This is a genomic window from Candidatus Phyllobacterium onerii, from assembly GCF_028331445.1.
Classification (GTDB): Bacteria; Pseudomonadota; Alphaproteobacteria; order Rhizobiales; family Rhizobiaceae; genus Phyllobacterium; species Phyllobacterium onerii.
Map to the genome: position 1 here is coordinate 566725 of NZ_JAQMHX010000001.1, position 17476 is coordinate 584200.

Sequence of the window (17476 nt, forward strand, 5' to 3'; positions counted from 1 at the left end):
GGCGCGGCAACAGTCGGCCAGCCGCCTTGTTTGCGCCCTATTGTCAACGGTTAGCCGCCATATTCATTGTGCGTTTAGGCGGCGCAACTTCGCGTTCCCCATTCCCGTCACCAACCTGGTTCAATGATGCAAAACACACTTTCCCGTCGCGGCTTCTTGGCTGCATTGACTGCAACCGCCGCCGCCGGTCTCGCAGGCTGCGCACAGATCCGCGACGACAGGCCGGTCATCCAGGTCGATGACTATGGCAATCCCCTCTCGACGCCGCAAATGGATGTCGACCCGGCTTTCGCTTCGTTTCAATCCATGTATTCGGCACGCGAAGATGACGGCTATCAACTGCCGGCGATCCCGATCGAAAAAATGGACAAGCGCTATCTTCGGCAGATCGTGCAGGATCCGACCGGCGAACAGCCGGGGACGATCGTCGTCGATACGACCGACAAATTCCTTTATCAGGTGCGCGAAGGCGGACAGGCGATCCGCTACGGCGTTGGTATCGGCAAGGAAGGTTTCGCCTGGTCGGGGCGCGCTGTCGTCCAGTGGAAGCGCCACTGGCCGACCTGGACGCCGCCAGATGAAATGGTCGCCCGCCAACCGGAACTGGTGCAGTACAGCGCCAGAAATGGCGGCATGCAGCCGGGACTTAAAAACCCGCTCGGCGCTCGGGCGCTTTACCTCTTCAAGGATGGTGTCGATACGCTCTACCGCCTGCACGGTTCGCCGGAATGGTGGTCCATCGGCAAGGCCGTCTCATCCGGTTGCGTGCGCCTGATCAACCAGGACATCATCGACCTTTATGACCGCGTGCCGAACAAGACGCCGGTTCTCGTGACATAAGTTTACGCTCGATATACAGATCGAAAGGTCGGTGGATCGCTCCACCGGCCCTTTTTACCAACTATATGCAGGATCGAGGAGCTACATCCGGCGCCGCGAACCTCGCGGCAGACCTATCTCTTCTTGCAACTGATCAGCACGGAGTTTCCATCGGTGTATTTGCTGCGCAAGGTGTAGAGCCAGCCTTGACACTCTTGCATCGAGGTGAAGCAACGAAAGAACGAGACCGTCGTATTGTCGCCGCCCATGGAAAGGATGGGGTTGTCTGTCGTGCCGGTATATTGCCCGAGGATGATCCCGGAGCCGCGCGGCGGCGTGTTGCAGCGCTGGCCGGCATATTCGCTGACATTCTTGCGAACAGCCTGTGCTTGCGACATGCCGGTGAAAGCAAGAATGGGCTGCGCCAGGAAACCGAGGCCGAGTAACAGGGCGAATGCGCTTCTCTTCATTTACAATCTCCGAGGCTATTCAAGAACAAACCCAAGCGTCCGAATTCCCTGAGAGCCTGAACGTAAATTCGCCAAGGCAGGCTGCAGATGGCGCTTTCCTGCGCTCCGATGCTCACGTGTCAGGCTCTGAGCGGGCGTCGTGTATTTATAGCTCATTTCAACGCGCAGGTAAGTGCGCGGACGCCGCAGCACGGCGAAGTGAAAGGCACGTGAGACGCTAACGTCCTGCTGTCAGTACCTTCTGACAGGTCGGTGACAAGCGGGCGAGATTGTTCCTCAGGCATGCAATACCGCGCCCCCCGCCCAAGGCGACCGAACTGCAGAGCCTCCGGAAATCAGGGCCGCACGATTGGCGCACGATCATCATCTCCTGGCGTGGCGTGAAAGACGGCGCGGGCATCGCTGTCGCGGCGGGTGCAGCTGCGGCGGGAGCAGTCGCGGTTGCGGCCGGGGCGGTTGCGGCCGGGGCGGTTGCCGTGCCGGTTGAAGATGCCGCCGGCGCGGATTTTGCTCCACCGATCGCCGCTAGTGCGGACTGACAAGCGGCCGAAAGTGACGAGTTATGCTGCTGCAGACAGGTGAGCGCGGCTTTGCCTCCCGGTTGCACACCCGAACATTGCGCCATGAAATCGGATCGGCAGGCGGATTTGATGGCGCTCTGCTGCGCTGCGGTTGGTTGCTGGGCGGCTGCGGCACCGGCGAAAACGCCGGCCATACAAAGCATGGTTATAAACAGGCCGCCTCTGCGGTCTGTATATTTTCTGGTTTCTTCGAACATCGAACCTCTCCCTGGGGAATGCGATCCCGGGGAGAAGTTGACATGCAGGACGGGCGAAGGACAGTACGTAACTGTTACTACAGACCCTCGCGGCAAGCGCCACGTGCACGTCCTTTCAGCTCAAACGCCAGCTTTTCCGACCAGCTTCAGCGCATAGGCATAGACATAGGCGACCTCTTCCAATCGCGAGAAGCGCCCCGAGGCACCGGCATGTCCGGCATCCATATTGATGCGGAAAAGCACCGGATTTTCGTCCGTCTTGATCTCCCGCAGCTTTGCCACCCATTTCGCCGGTTCCCAGTAGGTCACACGCGGGTCGGTGAGGCCAGCGACGGCAAGGATCGGCGGATAAGCCTGCGCGACGATGTTGTCATAGGGCGAATAGGAGGCCATGTAGGCGTAGTCGGTGGCAGAGGTGATGGGATTGCCCCATTCGGTCCATTCCGGTGGGGTGAGCGGCAGCGTGTCGTCGAGCATGGTATTGATGACATCGACGAAGGGCACTTCGGCAATGACGCCGCCAAAATTGCCTGGCGCCATGTTGGCGATGGCCCCCATCAACAAGCCGCCCGCCGAACCACCCTGCGCGACGATGCGGTCATGGCTGGTGAACCCTGCCGCGACGAGGTGTTCGGACGCGGCGATGAAATCGGTGAAGGTGTTCTTCTTCTTCAGACGCTTGCCGTTTTCGTACCAGTCATAGCCTTTGTCCTTGCCACCGCGGATATGGGCTATGGCATAGATGAAGCCACGATCGGCGAGGGACAGGCAATTGGTGTTGAAGCTTGCCGGAATGGTGATGCCATAGGAGCCATAGCCGTAAAGCAGGCAAGGGGCCGAGCCGTCGATCTTTGTGTCGCGATGATAGACGATTGAGATGGGAACAATCTCGCCATCCAGCGCCGGGGCGAGCAGGCGGCGCGTGATGTAGTCGTCCGGATTGTGCCCGGAAGGAACTTCCTGCGTTTTTAGAAGCGTGCGCTCGCGCGTGCGCATATTGTAATCGTAGAGCTGGGTCGGCGTGGTCATGGACGAATAGGAGAAGCGGATGATCTCCGTATCATATTCGGCGCTGCCCTGCAGACCAAGCGCATAGGCTTCTTCATCAAACGATATCGAATGTTGCTCGCCCGAATGGCGGTCGCGGATCATGATGCGCGGCAAGCCGTTCTCACGCTCGAGCCAGACGAGATGATTGCTGTAGGCCGAGTGGCCGAGGAGCAGGCGTCCGGCCTTGTGGGCAACGACCTCGGTCCAGTTTGCCTTTTCCGGCGCGTTCACCGGCGCGCTCATGATCTTGAAATCCTTGGCGCCATCGGCATTCGTAAGGATGTAGAAGACATCGCCGCCCTCGGTAAGGCTGTATTCGACGCCTGTCTGCCGTTCGATGACGAGTTTCGGTTCGGCGGTATCGTCATTGGCCGGCAGCAGCCACATTTCCGAGGTTTCGTGATCGTGGATATCGATGAAAACAAAATCATTGAGCGTGCTACCACCGACGCCGAGGAAGAAACCGGGGTCTTTCTCCTCGTGGATCAGGCGGTCCTCGCTCTCGGGCTGGCCGAGCTTATGGTAGAACAGGCGGGACGGGCGATGATTGGCATCGACGCGTGTATAATAAAAGCCATTCGACTGGGCATTCCACACGCCACCACCGGATGTATCGCTGACCGTCTCGGCGGTATCCTGAAGGGTCGCGAGATCGCGCACCTTCAGCGTGAAGAACTCTGAACCCTTGTCATCGAAGCCCCAGATCATCTTGCTGTGATCGGGAGAGTGATCCGCCGAGGCAAGCCGGAAATAGGCCTTGCCTTCGCCTTCGAGATCGCCGTCAAGCAGCATGGTCTCCGCGCCGCCATCGCGCGGCGTACGGAAAAAGCGGGGCTGCTGGCCGCCGGTCTTGTAGGAGGTTCCGTAGGCGTACGGCCCGTCTTTGGACGGAACCGAGGAATCATCCTCCTTGATCCGGCCCTTCATCTCGTCGAAAAGCCTCACCTGAAGATCCTTGGTGTCGGCCATCAACGATGACTGGTAAGCGTTTTCCGCTTCGAGATGGGTGCGAATCGCCGGATCCAGCGTGGAAGGGTCGCGAAAAACGTCCTGCCAGTTGTCAGCACGCATCCAGGCGTAATCGTCTGTGCGGGTGATGCCGTGGCGCGTATCGGATATGGGGCGCTTGTCGGATTGCGGCGCAGGGATGCTCAAAAAACGGGACGGATTGGTCATGGAAAAAACTTTCGACAGTGACCCGGCGGATCGAAGAATCCGCCGGAGGGGGCAATCGTTAAGAGGTGTAAAGCAAGTTACCGGCTGGTCAATCCTGATCAAAGACTAACGCATTGCCATTCATGCAATAACGCAGGCCGGCAGGGGGAGGGCCGTCCGGGAACACATGGCCGAGATGCGCATCGCAATCCGCACATTTTATTTCCGTTCTCACCATGCCATAGGAGCGATCCTCGATCGCATTGACCGCATCAGGCTCGATAGGGGCAGTGAAACTCGGCCAGCCGGTGCCGGATTCATATTTGGTTTCAGAGCGATAGAGCGGACGATCGCAGCAGACGCACTTGTATAGTCCCTTGAGTTTGCTGTCGAAGTTCGGACTGGAAAAGGCGCGCTCCGTCCCGTGATTTCTGGTGATCTGATATTGTTCCGGCGTGAGCTGTTCACGCCACTCGGCGTCTGTTTTAACGACCTTGAATGTCTTTGTGTTCATCGTTGGTTCCTTTTTGTCCAAATGTAGGGATGAACACTACACATCGCAATATCTGTTATTATAGAATGCTTCAAGTATTGCGCGGCATTCCTCATTTTTGCCATTTTTTGTCTTAGTGGTATGCCGCAAATCCTTTTGCATACGCATTCTTGTTACTGCGTGGGCATTCAGGTTCCGGCTTTCTTGGGTCTATCTCCTGCTGCTTACGGTTAATCTCTGTCCTGGGGATTATTTGAAATATTTCTTTCGTAGGCAAAGTATTGATTTGACATTTTCAACGAAATCCGGAATAGATTGTTACCAATGGCGTAGGAGACTTCGCCTGTTATCGACTTTATATTGGTGATTTTAATCTACCTATCCAGATTTCAAATTAGACGAAGGAATTGGACTTAGATGACCACGTTCGACAATTCAAACACAACTGGTAGTGACGTGCTGCTGGAACTCACAGCGGAATTGGTTGCTGCTTATGTGAGCAACAACTCAGTCCCGGCCGGCGATCTGCCCGGCCTCATCTCTGATGTTCATGCAGCTCTTGGCCGGGTTGGCGGTGGTCTGGAAGCCGTAACTGCCATCCAGGAAAAACCCAAGCCAGCTATCAATCCGAAAAAGTCTGTCGCGGATGATTTTATTGTCTGCCTCGAAGACGGCAAAAAGTTCAAGTCGTTGAAGCGCCATCTGATGACGCACTACAATTTGACCCCTGAACAGTATCGTGAGAAGTGGGACCTCGATCCTTCCTATCCGATGGTCGCTCCGAATTACGCAGCAGCCCGTTCGCGCCTGGCAAAGAATATGGGCCTTGGCCGCAAGCGCAAGAAGGCCGCTTAAAGGCCTTTGCCAACCCCGATGCACACCTGATGCGCGGTTTTTATGTGTTTCCGGTGGTCCGGCATCTTGGGTGTAAGCGCAAGAGACCGCTGAGCAGGTCTTTGATATAATGACGAAGCGGCGCCGAGAGGCGCCGTTTTGCGTTTGCGGGTGATCTCCGATGTGGCAGGAGCACGACATGGCGTATGGCCACGCCGCGCTCCCGTCAGGGCGCAAATGTCACAGCACGAAATCAGCCGCCGACCAACTGGTCTGATGGTTGACCAGCACAGCCAGATCGGCAGTACCGTTGCCGTTAGTGTCGAGTTCCATTCGGTCAAAGCCCGCTGTTCCCGACGGGACGACGACATGCACCTGCCCGGCGACACCGGTGAAACCGCCGGTGACGAAGGTGGCCGTGCCGGTAAAAGCCGACAGGTCGATCTTGTCCTCCCCACGGAAGAAATCCGTGATCTGATCGAGCGTCGTTTCGTCAGCGCTGGAGGGACTCCCCGAGATGGCAGCATAGACAAAACTGTCATTGCCGCTACCGCCCGTCAGGAGATCCCGGCCGTCGCCGCCTTGCAGCATGTCATTGCCGTCGCCGCCAGAAATCGTATCATTGCCATCGCCGCCCTTGATGTTGTTGGCGACGGCGGAGCCGGTCAGCGTGTCGTTAAAGCCACTGCCGATGAGATTTTCGATGGATATCAGCGTGTCGCCCTCGGCATGGCCGCCAGATTGTGGACCGCTTGAGGAAAGATTGACAGTCACGGCCGCGCCGGAGCTGGCATAACTGGCTGTATCGATTCCGGCACCACCGTCGAGCTTGTCAGCGCCGCCTTTGCCTTCGAGCAGATCATTGCCGCCGCCACCCATCGCTGAGTCGTCCATGTCCGTTCCATTAAAGGTGTCATTCCCGTCACCAAATTTCACGTTCGCAGCACCTATAACTTTGGCGACCGTTGCGAGTTCGATTTGGGTGATGAGTTGTGCTATCAACCCGTATTCAATAGCGGTTGCGAAAATACCAATCTCGCCTTCCGGGGGCGGGGGGGCTGCTGTCAACTCGATCTTGACATCACCGTGCACCCCACTGAAATCGATCAAAGTGTCGCCGTCACCGCCGTCGAACTCACCCAGATCCGAAGGATGGTCCGGATCTGTTGAGGCGCCTTCAAACGTGTGATCGTTGAAGGTGAATGTATCGTCGCCTGCGCCGCCAAAGTCATGACTGGTTCCGGGTTCGATAATGAATATGTCATTGCCACTGCCGCCATATTCCGTGTCGTTGCCACCGCCTCCATCGATGAAAACGGGGGTCGTTGCGGCGGAGTCGTCGATGATATCGTCGCCATGCGTACCGATGATTTCTTCGATCCCGACCAGCGTGTCACCCTGCGCATCGCCGCCGGTGCCGGTCCAACCGCCCGCCGCATCGGCGACAAGATGGATGCCTGCAGCGCTGGAGGAATAATCGGCGATGTCAAAACCATTGCCGCCGTCGAGATTATCCGCACCGGCACCGCCGATCAGGATATCATCGCCATCCCGGCCATAGATACTGTCGTTGCCGGCAAGCCCGGCGATCGTGTTGGTGCCGTTCGTCCCTTTCAGCGTGTCATTAAAATTCGAACCGATGAGATTCTCGAAATCCGCAGTGATGATGTCTCCCGTCGCGTGGCCGCCGCTTGCCAAAGTCACGAGGCCAAGCAGATTGGGGGTCAAGTCGACATTGACGCCGGCATTCGAGGACATATAGCCAAGGGTATCGATGCCGGCCCCGCCGGACAGAACATCGGCAAGTCCCTTGCCCTCGACATAATCGTCACCGCCAGTGCCAACAAGTACATTGACCAGGGCATCGCCCTCGAGAACGTGACCTTGCGGGCCGTCGATGTGAATTTTCAAAAGATTGAGCAGATCTATGATCACGGACATGATTTACCCTCCCGAATATGCGTCGCGAGGGCGGTCGCCAAAGCGGTGGCCTGTCAACCCTGCAACTGCGCCTAAACAATGTGACTTATACGGCTAATCCAAAAGTAAAATTACGGCTAATCCAAAAGTAAAATCTTATTACATCAAATATAACTCCTGGTATTTGCAAATAAATACTATATAGTCCAAAAGGATTATTTCCGCTCAGCTTCCCGCATCGATGACTTCAATGTGTCGAGCGCCTGCTTCAATCCAATGTGGCGATTGAGATCGTAGCTCCAGTGGCCTTTGACGCCTTTGAGGCGCTCACGCTCGATCAGGCGCTTCAGCCGCCTGCATAGGTGAGTCTTTGTCTCATCATCCTGCGCGATCAATCCCTCCAGATCGGCGTTGCAGAATATCTGCAGAACCAGGCGCTGCCGCGCCTCGCTGGCATGCTTGTCCTTTGCCGCGATAAACGCGCTCCGTTGTTTGGTCCAATCGAGTGCCCACATGCGTCCATTCCTTGTTTGAGGGATAGACGCAGTATGGCCAAACACTGGTGATGTAGGATAAAACTCCTATAAAAGTTGATACTGAAACAAAAAATATATTGATAACAGGCGGTTAACAACGGGGTGCGGGAAAACTTATCCACACTCTTGCTCGTTCCAATATAAGAAGATATTCCTACGACCGAAAAGTGGAGTGAGAATGTCTTCGAGTTTGCCCTGTCTGATCCGCGCTGGAGCCGAAGCCCGAGCCGTCACCGATACGCTGAAGCCGAGACGACGCCGTTTCAAGCGGTCTGTGGTGGTCGACGAGGAGGCGCCGGTTGATGAGCGCCTTTTTCAGCTATGCGACGGAGTCCTCGACATTCTGTCGGCTTTTTTCAATGTGAGCGGCCGGGATCTGCGTTCCCATTCGCGCTGTGAGCGTTCAGTGGCAAGGGTGCGACAAGTCGGCATGTATGTGGCGCATGTCACACTGGCGTTGACCATGAGCGAAGTGGGGCGCGCCTTCGGCCGCGATCGCAGCACGGTCAACCATGCCTGCCATCTGGTCGAGGACATGCGCGAGGATCTGGAATTCGACCGCATCATCCAGACGATAGAAAACATCATCCGGGTAGCCTACGTCGAAAGCGGGAGACTGCGCGCGTGATTGAACCAGCCAGCAAGGAAATTGCACGGCTGCTGCGTTTTATTGCCAAAGGTGCCGCCGAAATCGTCGAGACGCAAAGTTTTGACAGGCTGGTGCTGGAAAGCAGCGCCTATGGCACGATTTCCGCGACACCAAACGTTGTGAAGTTCGCACTGAGCCAGGGTCTCGGGGCTTCGAGCAACGGCAAGGTCTCGATCAGCGATGCGGGGCGCACCTGGCTTCGCCGTCTCGAATGCACGAACGACCCTTACGCCGGGCAGCATCGCAGCGAAGCGATAATTGCCATTGCCGATGCGAGCGGGTCAGTGCGGGTGCGCAGCAATGACGCGGAGTCGCCGCTGGCGATGCTGCGTAAGCGCAAGGATGCAAAGGGCCTGCCGCTGATCAACGATGAGGCGTTCACGGCGGGCGAGCGGCTGCGATCGGATTTCACACTTGGCAATCTCATGCCATCGATCGGCGTCAACTGGGACGTCACCGGGTCCGGTTCACGCGCGAATGGTGTGCTGGAGATCACCGATGCGGCACTCGCGGCGCGCCAGCGTGTCGAGAGGGCATTGGAGGCGGTCGGACCGGAACTGTCTGGCGTGCTGATCGACGTTTGCTGCTTCTTGAAAGGGCTGGAGACTGTCGAGCGCGAACGGCAATGGCCGGTGCGATCGGCAAAACTGATCCTGAAGACTGCTCTGGCGGTACTCGACCGACACTATCATCCGCCGGCCCTTACGCGAAGAAGCCCGCGGATCATTCACTGGGGCACGGAGGATTACCGGCCCGAGATTCGGAGTTAATGCTGCGTGACCTCAGCGGGGGCGAGGGCATTCTGGGCCTCGCCGCGGATGCGACCGATCATGGCGCGCAGGCCATTGGACCGCTGCGGCGTCAGATGTTCGTCGAGGCCGAGTTTCTTCAATATTGCTTCGGGGTTGATCGCCATGATCTCGGAAGCGCGCTTGCCCGAATAGAGCACCATCATGATGGCGACGAGGCCGCGCACGATATGCGCGTCGGAATCGCCGACGAACTCGATGACGGGATCGGTGTCACTGTTAAGCGTGCTCTTCAGCCACACCTGGCTGACGCAGCCCCTGACTTTATGAGCGGCATCCCGCGCCTCTTCCGGGTAGGGCTTCAGGTCGCGGCCGAGATCGATGACATAGCGATAGCGATCTTCCCAGTCATCGAGAAAGTCAAAATCAGCAAAAATATCGTCAATTGTCTGTGCCATGCATCACATATAGTGATTTGAATGCTCTACGTCACCGCCTGAAACAAAAAAGCTCGATCACTTCCGGGAGACGGTCCCGGTCTGGGTCTTGTCGTCGACCTCGTTCGCCTCTTCGCGCTGGCGGGTGGCGGCATCCAGAATTTCGCGCAAGGCCATTTCGCGCAGTTTCGCCTTTATGGCGTCTCCCTGGCCGGATTCCGTATCGGCGTTTTGGGCGCCGGGTTTCTTCGAATTCTCGCCCATGCGCGCATCCAGATACTCATAGCCGACCTTCGCGACCTCGCCTGCGCGGACGCCGGCATTGGAGAGTGCGGCCTTGCCGGTTTCGCATGCCTGTGGCTTGCGGGTGCAGAAATCGCTGAGATCGCTGATCGTCTCCTGTGCAGCCAGAAGAGCCTCGATCGGGCCGGGCTGACCCGCGCCCTGAAGATTGTCCTTCGAGTCCACGGGAATGAACAAGGAGATCAGCATCATCCAGAAGCAGAACTTGATCGCAAACCTGATCAGAAAGAACATTTCAGTAGTCCTCTATAGCGTCGCTATTCAACCCTTCGTGGTGGACACTGACACAGATCCGGCAAAAACCCGTTGAGACGCATTTCTGCATTTGAACGATCATAGAAACGAACGATTAATAACTGCTGAGGGTAGGCGGGGTTGAGGCGACAGCCATGCGAACCTTTCGCTCAGTTTCGCCGTTGCCGCGCCGGATCCTATGACGGTAATTGCTTTACCGCTGTTGAAATGACACCCTAGAGGCACCCCGCCACCACCTGGTGTACCAGGTAACAGCTAATGGAGGATGAAGTCGTGAGCACAGCAACACCAGAACATATCATGCAGGTTGGTATGGGCTTTTGGGCATCCAAAACGCTCTTGAGTGCTGTCGAACTAGGCGTATTTAGCACCTTGGCGAATGCGCCGGCCGACCTGCCGACGCTTCAAAGTAAACTTGCGCTGCATCAGCGATCAGCTCGAGACTTTCTCGATGCGTTGGTGGCTCTCAAGTTGCTGGAGCGCGAGAACGGCATCTATAGCAACACCGCAGACACGGAGATCTTTCTCGATCGAGCCAAGCCATCCTATATCGGCGGTATCCTGGAGATGGCAAATGCCCGGCTCTATGGCTTCTGGGGATCGCTGACAAAGGCCCTGCGCACCGGCGAATTGCAGAACGAGGCGAAGGGCGGAGGAGAAAACTTCTTTGCGGCAATTTATGCCGATCCGGAACGATTGCGAGGATTTCTGAGCGCGATGAGTGGAATAAGCGCGGGTGCGGCCCACGCCATTGCCGGCGGCTTCCCATGGAGAGACTACAAAACCGTCATGGATCTTGGCTCGGCTCAGGGCATGGTACCCGCCACTCTTGCCCAAGCCCATCCCCACCTCACCGGCATTGGCTTCGATCTTCCCTCGGTCAAGCCAGTCTTCGAAGAATTTATTGCTCACCGCGGGGTGGAGGACCGAGTGCGGTTTCAGGGAGGAGATTTCTTTGAGGATCCTCTGCCGAAAGTTGATGTCATCGTCATGGGTCACATCCTTCATGATTGGGACCTCGCACAGAAAAAGACGCTTCTAAGCAAGGCATTTGATGCTCTTCCGAAAGGTGGCGCAGTCGTTGTTTACGATGCCATCATCGATGATGATCGCCGGGAAAATGCTTTCGGTCTTTTGATGAGCTTGAATATGCTGATCGAAACTGCTGGTGGGTTCGACTACACTGGAGAAGACTGCCAGGCCTGGATGCACGAAGTCGGATTTTCAAAAACGCGGGTCGAACCGCTTGTCGGCCCGGATTCGATGGTGATCGGATTAAAATAGCTTGTCGCGATATAGCTATTGGTTGCTTTAGACTTGGCGCGAACGTGTTGTAATCGGTGTCGAATGAAAGAAAATACGCCTCCGCGCCGCATTACTAGACACTTTCTGGCGTAAATATCTGCATTGGCAGAATTTGGTGCGTGACGCCTGGTGCATCGAGCGCCGCTGAGGTGCGGGCGATAAGGATTTCTAGAGTTTCCTTGGCAATTTCTTTAATGGGATGAGAAAGGACCGCCTCGAGCGTGCCGCTGACGAGGCCAGCACTTGTCGCTTCCGTTAGATCGTGGCCGATAACCCGAGGGCGCTTGTCGGCTTCAAGCTCTTTCATCGCCGCCATCACTCCTCCGATACCACCACCGGCGACATAGACGCCTTTGACGCTTTCATGCCGCTTGACGAGGTCGAGGGTTGCCTCGTACGCGAACTGGTCACTCTCGAATGTAGCAACTGGTTCGAGAAGATGAAGATGTGGCGCATTCTCGCGCAAGAAAGCCCGGAAGCCGATCTCACAGGCTTCCTGGCAGAGATAGCGGTGACTGCCCACGAAAATTGCCACCGAAGACGGGGCGGGGATCATATTTGCAAGAAGCCAGCCTGCGGTTCGGCCGACCTTTCTGTTGTCGAGACCGACATAACCGGCGCGCGATGGAGCAGTCAAATCCGAGATCATCGCGATGACCGGGATGCGTCTGGCCGCCAGTTCGTCGATGGCGGCCGTAACGCTCGGATGGTCCGCCGCGACGATGGCGACGCCGTCAGCGCCACGACCGACGCGTCTCAGCGTCTCGGCAACAGCTCCGGGCGTAAGGTCATCCATGAACTCGACGATCGCTTTTCCACGGATCGAGGGGCTGCTTTCAACGGCTTCCTGGAGTGCAGTTCCCAGCAGTTCGTAAAACGCCGTCGTCTTCTGCTGGAGAAGAAACGCGAAAGTCTTTTGGGGCAGATCGGTCTTCAACCGCTGGCGCAGCAGCGGCGTGGCATAGAACCCGATTCTCTCGGCTGCTTCCAAAACGCGACTGGCGGTTTCCGCCCGCACATCGGCACGGCCGTTCAACACCCTGTCGACTGTAGAAAGGCCGACTCCGGCTTCCTTTGCGAGCGTGGTCATGTTGGGACGGCGCATGTAAGCTCCATGAAATAATTCTTTCACGCAATTGTCGCTCAAACGGACAGTTTTTGAAAGGAAATATTTCATTCCAATTGTCTGAGCGTGCCTGTCGACGTATTTTCCAGGTTCGTCAGGGAGGCAGAAAATGCGTGATGGAATTCGAAGTTATGCCTTGGTGGGCAACGCCGACGGTGCCGCTGTCATAACGGGCGATGCCTTCGAGGAGAAGGTCGAGGCCGAATGGTTTTCGGCGAACGTAGATCGAAAGGAATTCAAGCAGCTCATCAAGCGGTCGGATGCTGCAGGTCTCAGACATTTCGGAATTTGGCTGGCGCTTCTCGTCGGTTCCGGGATCGTAGCCTACGTGACGTGGGATACCTGGTGGTGCATTCCAGCCTTCATTGTCTACGGGCTGGTCTATTCCATGGCCGACCATCATGCGCATGAGTTGTCCCATGGCACCCCGTTCAAGACGCGCCGGATCAACGAGATTCTCTATCATCTGAACGGCTTCATGACCCTGCATGAAGGGCATTACTGGCGCTGGAGCCATTCGCGCCACCACACGGAAACGCTTTTCGTCGGTCGCGACCCGGAGATCGCCGTCCCGCGGCCGCCCGACATCATGGGCATGTTCCTCGATCTCTTCTTCATCAAGTCGGGACTGACCCAGATCGCCTCTATCGTGCGTCATGCATTCGGAAGCCTGAACGAGGAGGGACGCCACTTCATTCCGGAAGGAGAGAAACGCAAGGTCTTCTGGTCATCGCGAGCCGTTGTCGCGGTATTCATTGCCGTCATCGTTGCGTGCGTTTTGACGCAATCGATCCTGCCGGCGATGTTCGTGGTCCTGCCCCGGTTCTACGGCGGCTTCATGGCCCAGTTCTTTAACCTCACGCAGCACGCCGGCATGCAGGAGGATATTCGCGATCATCGTCTGAGCACGCGCACCTGGAAAACCAATCCGGTCTTCCGCTTTATGTATATCAACATGAACTACCACGTGGAGCATCACATGTTTCCGATGGTGCCGTTTTATAATCTTCCCAAGCTGCATGAGATGATCAAGGACGAGTGCCCGCCCGCCTACGAGGGCCTGTGGGCCTGCTATGCAGAAATCATTCCCGCCGTCTTGCGACAAGTGAAAGACCCGAGCTGGTACGTCCGCCGTCCGCTGCCGATGCACGCCGTGGCCGCAGAATAAAACAACCGAGGAGGAAGACGATGAGCAGCGTTGATACCGAAAACTGGATCATGGCTTGCGAGGCCGACGATATCGATGAGGAGGATGTCGTTCGCTTCGATCACAACGGCAGGACCTTTGCGATCTATCGTTCGCCCGAAGACAAATACTATGCGACCGATGGGCTTTGCACGCATGAACAGGTCCATCTTGCCGACGGACTGGTGATGGACCATGTCATCGAATGTCCGAAGCACAATGGGCGCTTTGATTATCGGACAGGCCAGGCCAAGGGCGCGCCCGTCTGCGTCAATTTGAGGACGTACCCGGTGAAAGTCGAAGACGGCAAAATCCTGATTGCCCTGTAAGAGGTTTTCACAGTGAAGCAGGCGAGGCCGGCCATCCGAGTCGGCCTTGACGAAATCCGGATATGCGAACTGATAGCATAATCCGTACGAATCATTATCCCCCAAAGCGGTTCGCGAAACCGATGTTTTGCCATTCGGACGGCAAAGCTGCTCAAAGCCGAAACCCTTCATTTACCATGACCGTCACAATCGCTTGAAACACGGTTCGCATGGCGTCCGGGCGCCCGGCTTTATCCTTTCCTTAAAGCCTCATCTGCAAAAGTTAACGCCGACAGGAATGTTGCAGAGAACATTCGGGAAATGACCGCGACTTATCCGGCTCCGGCCGGATTTCGCGGAAAGCAGGAAAAAGTTGGTGCCGATCCACTCCGTCACACAGTCGAAAATTGCGGCAGGCTACAAACGCCTGTGCAAGCGCTGGGTCAGTCCGTCCGCAGCTGGTGGTGCCACCGCCGAGCGGGACGCGCGCATGGCCGGCGCGTTTCTCGGCATGCCGCTGATACTGGCTGTCGCACTGATTACCAGCCACTCGATCGCGGGTGAACTCGATGCGGTACTGAGCCTTGTTGCCGGCGTTCTGGCGCTTCCGATGATCTTTTGCGGTGCGCTTTCGGTATCGAAAAACAGTGCGTCGGTCGGCGTGAGTGCACTCGCAGTCTATTCCTTGTCTGTCGCCGCAATCGGTGTCACCGCACAGTCGACGAATTTGCTGCTTTGGATCATGGCTGCGGCCATTCCTCTCGAAACCTGGTTTGTCTGCCGCAATGACAAATCCATTCGCCTGCCGGCTGGGATTGCCGCCGGGGTGCTCGCAATACTCTTCATCGTTGCGATGCGGGCAGGTGAAAGCGTGACATTGTCGCCCTTGGTGCTGCTTGCTTCATTGGGTTATCTGGCGACACTCATTGTCAGAACAGCCAGCACTCTCGCTGCCCTCAGCGCTGCTGCCCGCCGCGATGATCGCGTGGCCGATCTGGAGAACGCTATCGACGGCGTCGTGTTCAGTCTTGGGACAGATGGGCTCATTCTCTCGCTGTCGCCCAATGCGCAGGACCAGTTCGGCATCGCACGCAATCTGCTGGTTGGAACGCCGCTGCTTGACCGCGTGCATGTGTCGGATCGCGTTGCGTTTTTGAGTTTCGTGTCGGATATGAAGAGCGGCGCTTCGAGTGCGACAGCCGAGATCAAGCTGCGTTGTGTTGCACCGGGCGCGACATCAAAACATGCCCATAGCGTGCGCTTCGCCACCTATCGCCTGCGCGCCGTTCCGCATAGCCAGGACGCAGGTTTTGTCGTTGTCGCGACCGATATTTCACAGGCCGTGGCTGACCGCAATGCGCTGTTAATTGCGCGCCGTGAGGTCGAAACCGCCGAAATCGCCAAGGGTCGTTTCCTTGCTTCGGTCAGCCATGAACTGCGCACACCGCTGAATTCCATCATTGGCTTTTCCGATGTGCTGCTGCAGGAGATTTGCGGCAAGCTGCCGGCCGGACGCCAGCGTGAGTACGTGGAACTTGTAAACCAGTCAGGCAATCATCTCCTTTCGGTCGTCAACGCCATTCTCGATGTATCGAAGATCGAAGCGGGCACCTATCCGATCTTCACGGAGAGCTTTGCCTTCAAGAATGCCGTGACCATGGTGCACGACATGATGGCGCACCAGGCCTCGCAAAAAGGCGTGACCCTGTGCGACCGCGTCAGCCCTCGGATCGGCAATGTCGTTGCCGATAGCCGCGCGATCAACCAGGTGCTGATCAACCTGGTTTCCAACGCCATCAAGTTTACCGAAAGCGGCGGCGTCGTCACCATCGATGCGCTGATTGAAGACAACATGCTGGCATTCTCCGTCAGCGATACGGGCATTGGCATCGCCGAGGCGGACCTCAAGACCTTGGGCCAGCCATTCCGGCAGGTGCAAAACGATTACACGCGCAATCACGAGGGTACGGGCCTTGGCCTTGCCACGGTCAAGGGCCTTGTCGGGCTGCATGACGGCGAGATGAGGATCAAGAGCACTCCGGGGCAGGGCACCGTCGTAGACGTGCGCATCCCCCTGGACGGTCCGGTGATCGAGCATTTTTCGGACGAGGCGAACATTGTCGAATTCAAGATCGAAAGCGATATCGAGGGAGGTTCCCATGAGGAAGCCCGTAAGTCGGCCTAGCGGCAAGCGGCGCGCTCCGAGGCGGGGCAAGTTCGCCGTGGCTGTTTTCGCAACCGGCAGTCTGATCGCCAGCAATCCCGGTATTGCCGGCGGCACGACGGCCTTCCTGGTGACGCTCGGTTTCATTTCCGCCAATGCGCTCTGGTATCAGCCGCATGTGCATGAAGGCGTGTTCTTCCGCACGCGGCCGGAACTCGTTTTCAAACCCATCAAGCAAAGCAATATTTCGTTGCCGGGCGGTACCTCGCAGGCACAATCAGCCGACGCGCCCATTCGCAAGGTAAAATCTGTTCCCATTCCGCAGAGCCCCGACCCGATTGCCGCCGCGATCAATAGCGACCCGGTTCTGGCGCCAGGCGGCGATCCGGAAGTTGCCAAACTGCAGCAGAAACTGCTGGCGCTTGGTTTTTATAGCGGCACTGTCGACGGGATTTCAGGTAAAGGCACCCGTGCGGCCATCGATGCCTATCGCAAGGCCACGGCCGCCATGGGTATCGAACCCGAGCAGGCTGTTGACAATGCCAGCGAGACCACCGCGAGCATTGCCATACCGGAGAAGAAGCCGGAACAGACGCAAGAAAAGGCTACGATCCAAAAGGTTTCGACCAGTCCAGCGCAAGACAATGCAGCCGTCGCAAGCGCTGACGGATTGTCGCCCGCAGAGATTGTACGGGTTCAGGCGGGCCTTCGTGCATTCGGCAATGACATGGTCGAGATAGATGGCAAGGTCGGCGCCTCCACCAAAAGTGCTGTGAGCGAATTCCAGAAGCTGTTCCGTCTGCCGGTGACGGGCGAGCCGGATCAAAAGCTCCTCGCCAAGATGCAGGAAATAGGTTTAATAAATTGAGCTCTGGCTATCTCCCCCCTTGTGGGGGAGAAAGCGATTTCAGCATCTTAGCCCTAGCTAAGTGCTAGAAA

General features: G+C 57.0%; 18 protein-coding genes. 10 read left to right on the forward strand and 8 right to left on the reverse strand.

The window, feature by feature from the left end; genetic code table 11:
• Positions 1-126 precede the first annotated feature (126 nt).
• Positions 127-840 carry a L,D-transpeptidase gene (locus PHA01_RS02710; protein WP_112528079.1) on the forward strand — a complete coding sequence of 238 codons (714 nt, stop codon included), beginning with the start codon at positions 127-129 and terminating at the stop codon, positions 838-840.
• A 113-nt stretch (positions 841-953) separates the two neighbouring features.
• Here PHA01_RS02710 and PHA01_RS02715 read toward each other — a convergent pair whose 3' ends face one another.
• Positions 954-1289: a metallophosphoesterase gene (locus PHA01_RS02715; protein WP_271893177.1), complete on the reverse strand. Its 336-nt coding sequence runs from the start codon at positions 1287-1289 to the stop codon at positions 954-956.
• 269 nt (positions 1290-1558) lie between these two features.
• Between PHA01_RS02715 and PHA01_RS02720 the strand changes: the two genes are divergently transcribed.
• On the forward strand, positions 1559-1828 hold the full coding sequence (locus PHA01_RS02720; protein ID WP_271893178.1) for a hypothetical protein: 270 nt from the start codon (positions 1559-1561) through the stop codon (positions 1826-1828).
• A gap of 359 nt (positions 1829-2187) precedes the next feature.
• Here the strand turns inward: PHA01_RS02720 and PHA01_RS02725 are convergent, their stop codons facing one another.
• Both PHA01_RS02725 and msrB read right to left on the reverse strand, forming a co-directional pair.
• Positions 2188-4293, reverse strand: a complete 2106-nt coding sequence (locus PHA01_RS02725) for a S9 family peptidase (RefSeq protein WP_271893180.1) — start codon at positions 4291-4293, stop codon at positions 2188-2190.
• 88 nt (positions 4294-4381) lie between these two features.
• Positions 4382-4786, reverse strand: coding sequence for a peptide-methionine (R)-S-oxide reductase MsrB (gene msrB / locus PHA01_RS02730; protein ID WP_271893181.1), 405 nt, complete (start codon positions 4784-4786; stop codon positions 4382-4384).
• A 396-nt stretch (positions 4787-5182) separates the two neighbouring features.
• Here msrB and PHA01_RS02735 point away from each other — a divergent pair, with 396 nt between their 5' ends.
• Entirely contained in the window at positions 5183-5620 is a 438-nt protein-coding gene (locus tag PHA01_RS02735; RefSeq protein ID WP_112527519.1) for a Ros/MucR family transcriptional regulator, read from the forward strand.
• Positions 5621-5839: 219 nt separating this feature from the next.
• Here PHA01_RS02735 and PHA01_RS02740 read toward each other — a convergent pair whose 3' ends face one another.
• Together PHA01_RS02740 and PHA01_RS02745 are read right to left on the reverse strand one after the other, a co-directional pair.
• Complete coding sequence (locus PHA01_RS02740; protein ID WP_271893182.1) at positions 5840-7540, reverse strand: calcium-binding protein; 1701 nt, start codon at positions 7538-7540, stop codon at positions 5840-5842.
• Positions 7541-7734: 194 nt separating this feature from the next.
• Positions 7735-8034: a cytoplasmic protein gene (locus PHA01_RS02745; RefSeq protein ID WP_271893941.1), complete on the reverse strand. Its 300-nt coding sequence runs from the start codon at positions 8032-8034 to the stop codon at positions 7735-7737.
• A gap of 199 nt (positions 8035-8233) precedes the next feature.
• Here PHA01_RS02745 and PHA01_RS02750 point away from each other — a divergent pair, with 199 nt between their 5' ends.
• Both PHA01_RS02750 and PHA01_RS02755 read left to right on the forward strand, forming a co-directional pair.
• Positions 8234-8683, forward strand: a complete 450-nt coding sequence (locus PHA01_RS02750) for a helix-turn-helix domain-containing protein (RefSeq protein ID WP_271893183.1) — start codon at positions 8234-8236, stop codon at positions 8681-8683.
• Positions 8680-9474, forward strand: a complete 795-nt coding sequence (locus PHA01_RS02755; RefSeq protein WP_271893184.1) for a DUF6456 domain-containing protein — start codon at positions 8680-8682, stop codon at positions 9472-9474. The genes PHA01_RS02750 and PHA01_RS02755 overlap by 4 nt, the downstream gene beginning before the upstream one ends.
• On the opposite strand, the gene PHA01_RS02760 is transcribed toward PHA01_RS02755, so the two are convergent.
• Both PHA01_RS02760 and PHA01_RS02765 read right to left on the reverse strand, forming a co-directional pair.
• Positions 9471-9911, reverse strand: coding sequence for a SufE family protein (locus tag PHA01_RS02760; protein WP_224505514.1), 441 nt, complete (start codon positions 9909-9911; stop codon positions 9471-9473). The genes PHA01_RS02755 and PHA01_RS02760 overlap by 4 nt on opposite strands.
• A 57-nt stretch (positions 9912-9968) precedes the next feature.
• Positions 9969-10427: a DUF5330 domain-containing protein gene (locus PHA01_RS02765; RefSeq protein WP_271893186.1), complete on the reverse strand. Its 459-nt coding sequence runs from the start codon at positions 10425-10427 to the stop codon at positions 9969-9971.
• 279 nt (positions 10428-10706) lie between these two features.
• Here PHA01_RS02765 and PHA01_RS02770 point away from each other — a divergent pair, with 279 nt between their 5' ends.
• Positions 10707-11732 carry a methyltransferase gene (locus tag PHA01_RS02770; RefSeq protein WP_417020889.1) on the forward strand — a complete coding sequence of 342 codons (1026 nt, stop codon included), beginning with the start codon at positions 10707-10709 and terminating at the stop codon, positions 11730-11732.
• A gap of 94 nt (positions 11733-11826) precedes the next feature.
• On the opposite strand, the gene PHA01_RS02775 is transcribed toward PHA01_RS02770, so the two are convergent.
• Complete coding sequence (locus PHA01_RS02775; RefSeq protein ID WP_271893188.1) at positions 11827-12858, reverse strand: LacI family DNA-binding transcriptional regulator; 1032 nt, start codon at positions 12856-12858, stop codon at positions 11827-11829.
• 130 nt (positions 12859-12988) lie between these two features.
• Between PHA01_RS02775 and PHA01_RS02780 the strand changes: the two genes are divergently transcribed.
• The 4 genes from PHA01_RS02780 to PHA01_RS02795 all read left to right on the forward strand — a co-directional run bounded on the left by PHA01_RS02780 (position 12989) and on the right by PHA01_RS02795 (position 17405).
• On the forward strand, positions 12989-14047 hold the full coding sequence (locus PHA01_RS02780; RefSeq protein WP_271893189.1) for a fatty acid desaturase: 1059 nt from the start codon (positions 12989-12991) through the stop codon (positions 14045-14047).
• Between the two features lie 20 nt (positions 14048-14067).
• On the forward strand, positions 14068-14394 hold the full coding sequence (locus tag PHA01_RS02785) for a MocE family 2Fe-2S type ferredoxin (RefSeq protein WP_271893190.1): 327 nt from the start codon (positions 14068-14070) through the stop codon (positions 14392-14394).
• 355 nt (positions 14395-14749) lie between these two features.
• On the forward strand, positions 14750-16558 hold the full coding sequence (locus PHA01_RS02790; RefSeq protein WP_271893192.1) for a sensor histidine kinase: 1809 nt from the start codon (positions 14750-14752) through the stop codon (positions 16556-16558).
• Positions 16533-17405, forward strand: coding sequence for a peptidoglycan-binding domain-containing protein (locus PHA01_RS02795; protein ID WP_271893194.1), 873 nt, complete (start codon positions 16533-16535; stop codon positions 17403-17405). Before PHA01_RS02790 ends, PHA01_RS02795 begins: the two co-directional genes overlap by 26 nt.
• The last annotated feature ends 71 nt before the right edge of the window (positions 17406-17476 follow it).